We start from the raw sequence: 12,830 nt of genomic DNA, 5'->3' as shown, positions 1-12,830 counted from the left end.
TTTATCTAATTAAAAATTTGAAACTACACAAAATCACCTAAAATTTTTCTATTATTCATTCATAATAAATATCACCATCATAGGGCAAATCATCTGAATAGTGATCTGTAAATTGCCAAATCCGGATCCTTTTATTTGGTTTCTCCAAAATTAAATCATTGCAATAATTATATTGCGCTACCCAATAGGGAACATAATCAGCTAATTGATCCATATTAATAACATCCTTGAACCAACTATAGGAACTATAAATTCCCACATAAACATAGCCTATTGCATTGAGTGTACTAACAAATGCACTACAACTGGCTGTCACATCACCTTTTAACATCTTCTTCTCTTCCGCATCATACCAAATTCCAAGTTCGGGATTTTTCCCATCTAAGTGTTTTTTTATCTGCGTATCAACCCATTCAGCTTCTTTAACTGCTTCGTCGATAGACTGCGCATGCGCATAAAAATACACACCATATTTTAGTCTATGTGCAGCTGCATTGCGTACATGTTCAATAAACTTCTTATCCAAGTTGCCAGCTTCACCAAGCTTAACAATAACACCTTTTATCCCTTCTTTACATACGGCATTCCAGTCAACATGGTCTTGCCAAGCAGAGATATCAATTAATTTCATTCTTTTCCCTTCTTTCGTTTAAGTAAAATAGTACTCTATCAAAGATACTGTTTTCACCTTTAAAGAAGACCTTTTATTTAAGTATTTACTTAAAATATTCAAAATGAAATATTAGTACAACGTTTTTTATTATCCTATGGACAAAGTTAATTTGTATTATTTTACCATTAAATTATAGCAAGCTTGATTTTATATTACAAATATTTCTTCCTAAATAAAAGAAAAAGAACGGTAAGCTCCGTCCCTCCCTTTGCATGAACTCATGCTATTATTCAGTTACTTCTGAAAAATAAATTACAGTAACCGTATCTTCTAAAGTAATTCTTTTTTTATAAATCCTCTCGAAATCGGCGATTAGCTCATCTCGCGTTTTAATATCAGGATTTTGATGCCCTAAATCATTTGATGTCAAATCAGCCATTGTTTTTACTTGAGTTTTATCAATAAACGCTGTAAACAATTTACGTTTAGGCTCAAATTTTACACCTGTTGTAATCCACACAATTGAATTTTCCGGATAATACTCACGTACGTCCCCTAGTCTAACAGTACAATTTTTTTGTCTAGCAAGTAATAATTTTTCATGTTTTTCTGATTGAAAATTAAGTGCAAGCATTTAAAGTCTCTCCTTTACATTAAATCGCTTTAGATAAAAACCTCTTATCTTGTATTAAATTTTAGCATGCTTTTGATTTTTTATAAAGTAAAAATACCTTCTGACTATAGACAAACTACATTTTCCACTTTACAAATAGAGTTACAATCTTATATTATACAAATAGAGTCTATTATGTTTTGAGGTAATAAATTAATGCTGTTTATTTCTTTAGCCAATCAAATCTATTCCTATACGATTGAACATCAGAACCGCAAAACTTTACAAATAAAAATGATTGCGAAAAATACCTTACAAGTCAAAGCACCAAAAAATATCTCAGCAGAAGAAATTCCTTATTTTCTTCAAGAAAAAGCAAACTGGATCGTAAAACAAAATACCTGTTTCGAATTTCCGAATAACAATAAAGAAAATTCACGAACGGATTTGGTAAATGGCACAAAATTATTGTTTAAGGGCAACCTGCTTACCTTAAATTTAACATTTAGTTTACGAAAACCTTCTGTTCGGGTAAATTTAAATCAGTTACTGGTAAATTTATATGAAAGTCATCCGGTTTCCATTGATACACTTTTACGAAAATGGTATTTAAAGCAAGCATCTATAGTACTTAAAGAAAAAACAACTTTTTGGGGCAAAAAGTTAAGGGTAACCATTCATCGTATTACAATCAAAGATCAAAAAACACGTTGGGGCAGCTGTTCTTCACTCGGTAATATAAACTATAATTGGCGTATTATCATGGCTCCAGAAGAAACCATGGATTACCTCGTTATCCATGAATTATCACACCGTGTGTTTCTAAATCATTCTAAAGATTTTTGGCTATTGGTAAAAACACACTGCCCTAATTATATTGATCACCAACTATGGCTAAAGGAAAACAGTTATTTAATGATGCAAACTTTACCAAAAACAAATTAAAATTAAAGGAGTTTTTTCCATGAAATTAATAAAAGTTTTAGTTTTCCTAATTTGTATGTTTACAGTTATTCCAATAAGTTATGCAAACAACGAGTCTTCTTCAGCCAGTACAATCACAGTCCACGGAAATTCTATAGTAACCGCTACTCCAGATCAAGCAACCATTGATATCGGCATTACGAACTCTGCAAGAACTGCAAATATTGCAGAACAGCAGAATGCCGTAATTGCCACAAATATTAGAGCTAAGTTAATCGATCTGGGAATTGAAGAAGATAAAATTGTCACTACGCGTTATACTTTTTATCCTACATATAACAACGACAATAATAAAACTACAGAAATCGTTGCTTATCAAGTAAATAATACAATCTCCGTTACAATTGACGATATTGCTAAAATAGGAGCTCTCATTGATGCAAGCATTCAATCCGGTGCGAATACGATTAATTCAATTGATTTCACAATAAAAAATGACAAACGAATTAAGCAGCAAGCTTTGCAAGGTGCTGTTCAAGATGCCAGAGCAAAGGCAGAAATCATTTCCAAAGCCTTGGACAAGCGAATCGTTAACGTTTTGTCGGCAACCGAAACAAGCACGTCTGTAGGCAGTCACAATTTTTCAAGATTGATGTTAAAGGACAGTCTCAGTGCTACGACTCCAATAAATCCCGGAAACATTAACGCAACCGCTGATGTTGATGTAGTATTTGAAATCCAATAAAAAAAGCTGCTTAAAAGCAGCTTTTTTTATTGGATTTAACGTATTCTTCTCGAACTACCTCCACCCCCGAAAAAACCATTTTTCCCAAACATCACCCATCCCAAAACTGCTAAAATGATCAAATTCCCAATATCGCCACGTAAAATTCCCATGTCAACCAAAACCGAAATTAATGTAATTCCGCTAATAAATAACATCATTTTACGTATATTTAAAAATCTATAATTTTTCATTAAAATATAAATAATTCCTAAAACTATAATATCTATTAAAATGCCACTGACTAATGCAAATGTTCCATCGCCAAAAATCATATGAACTATGATTTTTAATAGCCCACTTAAAATAAAAACTGCAAGCAACTGTATCGTAATGTTTTGCATAATAATGTCCTCCCAACTTCTCTATCTTATATTATTTTAACACTTTTTGTCGTTTATTGAAAAGTTTATTTACTTATTTCTAATTGCATTTTATAATAAATAAATCACGAATTAGCATATAGCTATAAAATAGGAGTTCATCATGACGAAAAAACGAATTAAAGCCATTGAATACATTCGTGGCATATCTATGCTAGGCGTTATTGGAATACACACCGGTTCACAATATTTAAGCAATCCGTTTAGCAATATTCATCTGGTTGCTTTCTTTGAAATCTTCACAAGATTTAGTGTACCAATCTTTTTCTTTATATCAGCATTTGGCTTATTGTACAATCTAAATTTACAGGAAAAATTTCATTACATACAATTTATGAAACGACGCTTCAAATCTGTGCTCATTCCTTACTTATCTTGGTCTTTCATTTATATTGCCCATTACACATTTACTTATGGAGATTATTCTTTTTGGTCTATCCCTACACTGATACGAAACCTGTTTTTCGGTCTGTCTTCTTATCAACTATATTTTCTTGTTATCTTATTATGGTTTTATGCTTTGATGCCTTTATGGATTTGGCTTATAAAAAATATGACCATATTAAAATTATCCATATTATTAATTTTACAAATTATTTTTGATTATTATTCCAGTTTTGTATTAACAGCAAATTTGAATTCAAATTTGTTAAATTTATTGATCGAATATCGTTTAAATTATTGGGTGCTTCATTATATATTTATCTTCATTTTCGGCGGATACTGCGCTTTACATTATGATACATTCTATAGAAGCATGCAGAAACATTCTTTATCAATTAAAACTTTCTTTGCTATTAGTTTGTTTTCATTATTAAGTTACTATTATTATTTAATTTATTGCAAACAATATACGCCAGAAGGTGCAATTAATATGGCACATCAACTTAGTCCTGCCGGAATTTTTTATACAATCGGTGCAACAATTTTCTTTTTTTATTTATTTACGTTTTCGAAAATACCAACTGCTTTAGAAACTTTACTATCTACGTTTGGGAAACATTCTTATTTTGCTTATCTATTTCATCCTTTGGCTATTCACTACTTATACCAATTTGTCTCTTATACAGGACATTTAATGACTGCACCAATCACAATTGCATTTTATTGTGCAGTAGTTTTTCTCAGTATTTTTGCTGCAAAATTAGCCAGAAATCTTGGGAACAGAGTTCCGTTGATGAATCTTTTATTAATTGGTATATCTCCAAAACAAAAATAATGAAAAAACGCTTAGATTATTTTAATAATCCTAAGCGTTTTTTTTCATTTTCCGTAAACAAATCATTCTCGACTAAGGCACTGCTTGCATCACATAAATGTTTTCTATAGTTCTGACGAGTATCAAGTAGATATTTAAGAACAAGCTGACAATATTGATTTACAGATCGTCTATTTTTTTCCCTTTTAAAATAGGTAAGCCAAATTACATTGATTTGTACTAATAAATCAATAATTTTTCTTTTATTTCTATTCGTAAGTAAATCTAATAATAGAACGAAATTCTTAATCAAAACAAATAAATTTTGTTTCTGTAATTCATCACTGTAATTGACAAACTTTAATTCACCATTCAATAGAGCTCTGCCCTTTTCTAATAAAGGAAACAGTAAAGGAAAACCTAACTTAACTCCATGTAAATCAATCGCCATTTTCGCAATATTGCTTGTAACGTGTACTGCGCTCTGTATTGTCTGTATATCTCGATTCTGCGTTATCTCTAATAAAAGCGAGGACAATAGCATTCCACATTTTAGCCGAGTGTTTGCGGCAATCATTCCCGCAAAATTCGCACATTCTTTAACGAAGTCAACTAAGACCATTTGAATAAAAATATCTTGCTCTAACAAACAAATACACATTTTTTTAAATAAAAGAAATAATTCTACATCATCATTTTTTACAATTTGGTATATCCAACTGGTTAGTAATAAAACAAATTTCTTATCCACTTCACTCGTATCACCAAACTCTAATGAACCCAAAACTTCAGTTGTTTCTTTAAACAATGCATGATCATGGCTTTTTATCGCAATTAACCCTATACTTCTTATTGCTTCAAGTATTGCAAGCGCGTATTCAGGCTGTCTGCATTCAATCTTTTTAACACCCTCAAAAATACAATTTGCAACTTTAATAAAAATATAAGGATTATCCATCTTTTTCGCAATATTACCAACAACAATAAGTTGTTCTAAAATTTCTTTATTTTTTTCGCCAACTAAATTTTTCATAAGCGGTTTATAGACATCCAATATGTAGCCTGTTATAGCAAATTGCTTTTCATTCATCGAAGCAATACATAAATTCATCAGCCTAATTGGCTCGTCCTTACGAAAAATACTCTCGCCATAAGCAAGTTTCAATAAGTCTACCATTTTATATGCGATAACTTCATCTTTCCGAAGCATAGCAAGATAAAGAAAGGAATATATTTTTCGCATCAATCCTGCTATTTTTTTTGAACTCATTTTATTCTGTCTAATGCATTGATTTAATTGCCAACTCAAGTATTTATACTGCCAGTCAAAAACTCGCATTGAAAAACATTGTTTCAAGAGCCCTATTCCCTGGAGCATAGATACCTCCTTTTATTTAACTATTTAGTAACACCTTGACAAATAATCGTTTGTGCTTCATCAACTTCCGACTCCAATACTTGAATCTCATACATTCCATCGCCGGTTGTAGCTGCAAGCCCTACTGGACGAATATTAGCAAGAATACCTTCATCACTTAATAATTGTTTTAAATTCTCTGCTTGTTTTTTATTGTTTGCAATATATATAGACGTCCACATAAAACTTCTCCTCCAAGTATTTTTTAGTTTGCATGTTTACGTTTTGCGTTATTGTTGCTTTCTCCATCGAATGAACGATTCCTGCTTAATCTCAATATAAATATTTTATCTATTATAGATTATACAAAATACGACATATTATACATTTTAATTTTTCATTTTACCTGTACCGAACCTTTTCCTAAAAGATTTTCAATTTTATTGATCACTGTTTCTGTTGGTGAAATCCAAAATTTATTTTCTGTCTTTATTAATTTATTACTGCCAAGCAACTGCAAAAAAACTGTGCTTTCTCCTTTATGCTCAAAAAATATTTGTTTCAACAGGTCAAACACGTCTGCATTTTCCTGCTCTCTTTGAATTTTAATTCTTATTTCTGGTTGATATTCCTCAATTAAACAAACCTGATCGGCTAAGATTTTAACGCCCTCATCGGTTACATTCATGCGTCCGCTAACAACGACTGACATATCGGGCACTAAAGCTTTCATTGATTGATAAAAAACTTTTGGGAAAACAATTACTTCAACTTTATTTGTGAAATCTTCTACTTCTAGAAAGCACATTGTATCCCCTTTTTTCGTTGTTATCCTTTTTGCCGTAACAATGATTCCCAAAAACTTAACAAGTTTATGATCGCCAAGTTCACCTGATACAATTTGTTCAATTGATATAAAATTTTGTATCTGCTTGCGATATTTATCCAACGGATGCCCTGTAATATAAAAACCTGTCATTTCTTTTTCAAATGCTAGAATTTGCTCTTTGGGTAGTTCTTCTATATCCGGCATAACAAGATCATCTACATCTTCCATTGTTTCCGTGCCAAATAGACCGATTTGCCCATTTGCACGATCTCTTTGTTTACTAGCAGCAGTTTCGACTGCTCGTTCAAGAACAGCCATCAATTGAGAACGCTTTGCTCCAAGTGAATCAAAAGCGCCGCATTTAATTAAACTCTCAATCACACGTTTATTTACAACGCGCATATCAATTTTAGTACAAAAATCAACAATCGAAGTGAATTCTCCATCCTTTTCACGTGCCTTAACAATATTTGCAATTGCATTATCACCCACATTTTTTACCGCTGCAAGACCAAAACGTATTACATCATGGTCTACTGTAAAAGAAGCTTTACTTGCATTGATATCGGGTGGTAAAACAGCGATTCCCATATGTCGGCATTCTTCTGTATAATGACCAATTTTATCGTTTGTTGCCATAACACTCGATAGCATTGCCGCCATAAATTCTTGTGGATAATGCGCCTTTAAATATGCTGTTTGATAAGCAACGAGAGCATATGCTGCACTATGTGATTTGTTAAAACCATAATCAGCAAAATGTGCCATTAAATCGAAGATCTCTTTTGCCAAATTTGGATCTATTCCGTTTTTCTTAGCGCCATTTAAAAAGTTCTCCTTTTGTGCCTCTAGAATCGAATGCTTCTTCTTGCCCATAGCTCGACGAAGCAAATCAGCCTGTCCAAGTGTAAAACCTGCTAAAACTTGGACAATTTGCATAACTTGCTCCTGATACAGTATCACACCAAAGGTTTCTTTTAAAATCGGTTCTAATAATGGATGTAAATAAGTCACCGTTTTTCTTCCATGTCGTCCATTGATAAAATCAGTTACCATTCCACTTCCTAACGGTCCGGGCCGATAAAGCGCCACTAGCGGGATAATATCAGCAAACCCTTCTGGTTTTAAATCTTTTACTAGATTTGTCATTCCAGAGGATTCCATTTGAAATACACCGCCAGTGTCACCAGAAGATAACATCTCTGCTGTTTTCTTGTCTTCCAAATCAATCGCTTCTATATCAACTGTGAAATGGCGATTTTCCTTTATTAATTCTATTGCATCACTGATTACAGTAAGTGTACGCAACCCTAAAAAATCCATTTTCAATAAGCCTAATTCTTCTACACGATCTTTATCAAATTGCGTTACCGCAAATCCATCAGAAGAAGTCTGAACCGGTACATAACTTGTAAGCGGATTGCGCGCAATTACAACCCCTGCCGCATGCGTCGATGCGTGACGAGGCAACCCTTCAACTTGCATTGCTAAATCTATTAGTTTTTTGACGGCAGACTCTTCATTATAAGCCTGTTGTAACTCTTGATTGTTTTTCAAAGCTTTTGTTAACGTAATGCCTAATTCATTTGGAATCATTTTTGCTACACGGTCCACATCACCATAAGTCATGTTAAGCGCTCGTCCAACATCGCGAATCGCACCTTTTGCAGCCATCGTACCAAAGGTAATAATTTGCGCCACGTGGTCTTCTCCATACCGATTTACAACATAGTCGATAACCTTTTCTCTTTTAACATAACAGAAATCAATATCAATATCTGGCATAGTTACCCGTTCTGGATTTAAGAAACGTTCAAATAGTAAATTATATTTCAATGGATCAATATTTGTGATTGCAAGTAAGTAGGCTACAATACTTCCAGCTGCTGATCCACGTCCAGGCCCTACTGCAATATTATTTTTTCTTGCATAATTAATAAAATCCCATACAATCAGGAAATAACTCTCATATCCCATTGTATGAATGATCGATAATTCATACTCTAATCGTTCACGAATTTCTTCTGTAATTTTTTTATACCTTAAAGGCAGCTGTTCTTCACACAGTTGTCTGAGATATGCAACATCTGTAATTCCCTCCGGAACAGGAAAAACAGGCAAATGCAATTGTCCAAAGGTAAATTCTACATTACACCGTTCAGCAATTTTCAAAGTATTATCCAAAGCTTCTTGATAAGAAGAAAATAGGGTTTCCATTTCCTCTGCACTTTTCAAATAAAATTGATCATTAGGAAATTTCATACGATTTTCTTCGTCAACCGTTTTCCCCATTTGAATACATAGCAGTACATCATGAAATTCATGGTCACTTTGATTGATATAATGCAAGTCATTTGTCGCTACTAGTCCGACATCATATTTTCGAGCTAATGCAATTAATCCTTGATTCGCAGTTTTTTCTTCTGGGATACCATGATCTTGTATTTCAATAAAAAAATGATCTTTCCCAAAAATATCAAGATACTCCTGTACTAGCTCATCCGCATGTTCATGCTCACCACGAATAATTGCGGAAGGGATATCACCCGCAATACAAGCACTTAAACAAATGATTCCCTCACTATATTCACGGAGCAATTCTTTATCTATACGCGGTTTATAATAGAATCCCTCACTATAGCCCAAAGAAACCATTTTTATTAAATTTTGATATCCTGTTTGATTTTCTGCAAGTAAAATCAAATGATAATATGTTTCACCACGAATTGACATTCGATCAAAACGTGATTTCGGCGCAATATATACTTCACAGCCAATAATTGGTTTAACCCCATTTTTTTTTGCTGCTTTATAAAAATCAATAACACCATACATTGAACCATGATCTGTAATGGCTATCGCTGGCATATTGAGTTTTTTTGCCTTTTCAATCAAGTCGTCAATACGACTTGCACCATCTAACAAACTATACTCTGTATGTACATGAAGATGGACAAATTCTTTATTGTTCATACTCTATATTACCTTTCTCTGTATTAAAACACGATCAAACTAAAGTCTTATTTCTTTATAAAATCCTTTATTTTTACACCGAAATAATGTAATTAGCAATGTTCGACGAAATACAATTTAAATCCTTTAAAAATTTTCTTTCTCAATTTCTAATTTATCCCTTCATTATCATGCCTTATATACGAACAAAATTCAATATGTTTTCAATATTGTCGTCAAATTTTGCAGGTATTTTTTATAACTTTGTTGAAGATTTATAAGTTAAAATTATATAAACGAGGTGTATGTATTTGTTTCATATAGGCATTTTACAATTAACACAAAATCTCGATGATGCCGTTCATGGTTTCAAAGAAGGTTTAAAAGAATTATCTATTGAAGCGAAATTTCATTATTTGAATGCAGATGGCAACGTAAATGAGCTACCAAAGCTTGCACATCAATTAGCTGATTTAAATGTTGATCTAATTTTTGCTTGCTCTACTCCAGCAGCCTCTGCCGCTGGAAGTATACCGGGTAATATTCCTGTATTATTTACCCCTGTTTTTGATCCAGTCAGTGCAAAACTAGTTGCTAGTTTCGATGCTCCAGGAGGAAATTTATCCGGAATGAGCGGAATGGTAAATGCGATAGATAAAATATCTTTTATACAAAAACTCTTACCAAATGCAAAAAAATTAGGTATGTTATATCATACAGAGGACCCAAACTCTTTAATAGAGGCAAAGAATTTTCGTCTAGCAAGTAACGGAAAATTTAACCTTGAAGAAATTACAATCTCTTCGCGAGAAGATCTCTCGTTATTAGAAGAAACACTTTCTCCAGACCTTGATGCATTATTTTTACCAATAGGCAAAATCGTTGAAGAAAACTTTGCAAGCATTGCATACTATACAGATGCAGTAAATATACCAATTATTGCATCACACGCACCAAATGTAGTTGCTGGTTCTTTAGGTGCCCTTGTCGCAAATCATAGTCTGCTTGGCAAAGCATGTGCAAAACAAGCAAAGGAAATCTTAGTTGACGGCAGGAAAATCCGCCATATTCCCGTTGGTATAACAAAAACACCGGAAATTTTAATTAATGCCTTTGTCGCAGATAATTTAGGCATCGAGATTCCCGATGAAATACGTAACAAGGCAAAAGAAATTTACCAATAATTATTTTATTTACTATATTCATAAGGAGATGACCTCATGTTGTTAACCCGTAAATCAGTCGAACTTCTCGCACCTGCCGGTACTTGGGAAGTGTTAGAAGCAGCCATCCGGGCTGGTGCTGATGCTATATATCTAGGCGGAAAACGCTTTAATATGCGTATGCACCGTACAGACACAAATTTTGACGATGAAAAATTAAAAAAAGCAATTGAATATGCACATGCACATGGTGTAAAACTTTATATCACAATCAACAATTTATTGAGCGATCATGAAATTGAACCCATGCGCGAATATTTACTTTATTTGGAAACGATTCAACCAGATGCTCTATTAGTACAAGATTTAGCCGTACTCGAATTGGTAAAGGAATTAAATATCAGCATTCCACTTCACACATCAGTTATGATGAATACACATAATGAACATGCGATCAATAAGCTAAAAGAATATGGCATTACCAGAATTGTCGTAGGTCGTGAAATGACTTTATCTCAACTCAGTCTCTTTAAAGAACGTACAGGCATAGAAGTTGAATATTTCATGCACGGTGACATGTGTATATCCCAGAGTGGTCAGTGCTATCATTCAGGAATTTTATTTGGACAAAGCGGCAATCGCGGCCGTTGTTTAAAACCATGCCGTTGGGCGTTTAAGCTAATTGATGAAAATACCAAGGAAATACTTGATGAGAACGGCCCAGGCCCTTATAAATTAGCATTAAAGGATATGTGTATGTATCGAAACATTCCTGAATTGATTCAAGCTGGCGTACACTCTTTCAAAATTGAAGGTCGTATGCGGACTGCCGCTTTTGTGGAACGTATCGTGAAAACATATCGTAAAGCAATTGACAGCTATATTGCTGATCCTACAGGATATGTTACCAATGAAGAAGACTGGAGTGATTTATATGAAAATCGTTCCCGTGATTTCTCTACTTGTTTTGCACTAGGCAAGCCTGATTCGTCTGCCATTGGATTTACAGGAGAACGTGAACCTCGCTTCTTCAGCCAAGCAGTAAAAGAAGCCAGTGTCCACTCTCTTGTGACTATAAAAAACGACAATGCTCCCCTTGCTATCTCGGACAATTATAAACCAAATCTATCCGTACGTGTAGCCGATATGAAAGGGCTAATCAGTGCTTGTCAAAACGGTGCGGATGTTGTTTATGTTGGCGGCGAAACATTTAGACCAAATAAACCTTGGACAATTGAAGCTATTCGTGAAGCTATTATATCAGCCGAAAAATATGATACAAAAGTTGTAGTGACAACGCCAAGAGCAACAATGGAACGTGAATGCGGCGAACTTGAACAACTATTTACTGCACTCAATATCATCAAACCAGCTGGCATTATGGTTAGCAATCTAGGTAGTTTTAATCTTGCAAAACAAATAACTACGATACCATTGCAAACTGATTTTTCTTTTAATACATTCAATCATTTAGCTGCAAAATTTTTAAAAGATAACGGCGCCACAATGGCTACAACCTCTTTAGAAGCTACTTTTGAACAAATAAAAGAATTGCTTACTAAAAGTTTCCTGCCCATCGAGCTGATCGTCCATGGAGCTACAGAATCTATGTTAGCTGACCACAATATTCCTGCTATGAGTTTAGGTTATAACCATCTTGAAAATCCAACGCTGTGCGATAAACATTTTGCACTTTTAGATACTGCAGGTGAAATTCATCCAATCAGAATTGACCAATATGGACGAAATCATATTTTATTCGCCAAAGACCTGTGTTTGTTACCATATATTTCAAAATTAATAGGTGCAGCTTCTTATCGTATTGAAGCACAGCACTATACATCAGAACTTGTCGGAATTGTAACAAAAACTTACCGTGAAGAACTCAATATGATAATAAATGATGGTCAAAACTATCATTACGATAAAATTCGCACGGAAAAACTTGCTCAATCTAGTCCCCGTGCACTTGGTGTAGGTGCCTTCCGTTATCGTATTTCCAGATAAAAAGGAG

Annotated in this window: 11 protein-coding genes; 5 read left to right on the top strand and 6 right to left on the bottom strand. The window is 33.7% G+C overall.

Going from position 1 to position 12,830, the window contains the following annotated elements; all coding sequences use genetic code 11:
- Positions 1-55: 55 nt before the first annotated feature.
- Together BN6559_RS18730 and BN6559_RS18725 are read right to left on the bottom strand one after the other, a co-directional pair.
- The gene (locus BN6559_RS18730) at positions 56-631 is read right to left on the bottom strand and encodes a GH25 family lysozyme (protein WP_110956146.1); all 576 of its coding nucleotides are present in this window, start codon (positions 629-631) and stop codon (positions 56-58) included.
- A gap of 268 nt (positions 632-899) precedes the next feature.
- Complete coding sequence (locus BN6559_RS18725; RefSeq protein ID WP_110956145.1) at positions 900-1,247, bottom strand: ASCH domain-containing protein; 348 nt, start codon at positions 1,245-1,247, stop codon at positions 900-902.
- Positions 1,248-1,442: 195 nt separating this feature from the next.
- On the opposite strand from BN6559_RS18725, the gene BN6559_RS18720 reads away from it, so the two are divergent.
- Both BN6559_RS18720 and BN6559_RS18715 read left to right on the top strand, forming a co-directional pair.
- A complete protein-coding gene (locus BN6559_RS18720) occupies positions 1,443-2,171 on the top strand; it encodes a M48 family metallopeptidase (RefSeq protein WP_110956144.1) in 729 nt (242 codons plus the stop codon).
- 19 nt (positions 2,172-2,190) lie between these two features.
- Complete coding sequence (locus BN6559_RS18715) at positions 2,191-2,895, top strand: SIMPL domain-containing protein (protein ID WP_110956143.1); 705 nt, start codon at positions 2,191-2,193, stop codon at positions 2,893-2,895.
- 35 nt (positions 2,896-2,930) lie between these two features.
- Here the strand turns inward: BN6559_RS18715 and BN6559_RS18710 are convergent, their stop codons facing one another.
- Positions 2,931-3,278, bottom strand: a complete 348-nt coding sequence (locus BN6559_RS18710) for a hypothetical protein (RefSeq protein WP_110956142.1) — start codon at positions 3,276-3,278, stop codon at positions 2,931-2,933.
- A gap of 142 nt (positions 3,279-3,420) precedes the next feature.
- Between BN6559_RS18710 and BN6559_RS18705 the strand changes: the two genes are divergently transcribed.
- Positions 3,421-4,536, top strand: coding sequence for an acyltransferase (locus tag BN6559_RS18705; RefSeq protein ID WP_110956141.1), 1,116 nt, complete (start codon positions 3,421-3,423; stop codon positions 4,534-4,536).
- A 16-nt stretch (positions 4,537-4,552) separates the two neighbouring features.
- Here the strand turns inward: BN6559_RS18705 and BN6559_RS18700 are convergent, their stop codons facing one another.
- From BN6559_RS18700 to BN6559_RS18690, 3 genes are all read right to left on the bottom strand, one after another.
- The gene (locus BN6559_RS18700) at positions 4,553-5,893 is read right to left on the bottom strand and encodes a hypothetical protein (RefSeq protein WP_110956140.1); all 1,341 of its coding nucleotides are present in this window, start codon (positions 5,891-5,893) and stop codon (positions 4,553-4,555) included.
- A 20-nt stretch (positions 5,894-5,913) separates the two neighbouring features.
- Positions 5,914-6,114: a putative signal transducing protein gene (locus BN6559_RS18695; RefSeq protein WP_110956139.1), complete on the bottom strand. Its 201-nt coding sequence runs from the start codon at positions 6,112-6,114 to the stop codon at positions 5,914-5,916.
- Between the two features lie 155 nt (positions 6,115-6,269).
- The gene (locus BN6559_RS18690) at positions 6,270-9,674 is read right to left on the bottom strand and encodes a DNA polymerase III subunit alpha (RefSeq protein WP_110956138.1); all 3,405 of its coding nucleotides are present in this window, start codon (positions 9,672-9,674) and stop codon (positions 6,270-6,272) included.
- A gap of 290 nt (positions 9,675-9,964) precedes the next feature.
- On the opposite strand from BN6559_RS18690, the gene BN6559_RS18685 reads away from it, so the two are divergent.
- Both BN6559_RS18685 and BN6559_RS18680 read left to right on the top strand, forming a co-directional pair.
- Complete coding sequence (locus BN6559_RS18685; RefSeq protein WP_110956137.1) at positions 9,965-10,837, top strand: ABC transporter substrate-binding protein; 873 nt, start codon at positions 9,965-9,967, stop codon at positions 10,835-10,837.
- A gap of 36 nt (positions 10,838-10,873) precedes the next feature.
- Positions 10,874-12,823, top strand: coding sequence for a peptidase U32 family protein (locus tag BN6559_RS18680; RefSeq protein ID WP_110956136.1), 1,950 nt, complete (start codon positions 10,874-10,876; stop codon positions 12,821-12,823).
- Positions 12,824-12,830: the final 7 nt, after the last annotated feature.

The organism is Massilibacillus massiliensis, assembly GCF_900086705.1.
GTDB lineage: Bacteria > Bacillota > Negativicutes > FLKF01 > FLKF01 > Massilibacillus > Massilibacillus massiliensis.
The sequence above is the reverse complement of the archived record's forward strand: the minus strand, read 5'-3'. Positions and strand labels throughout refer to the sequence as shown.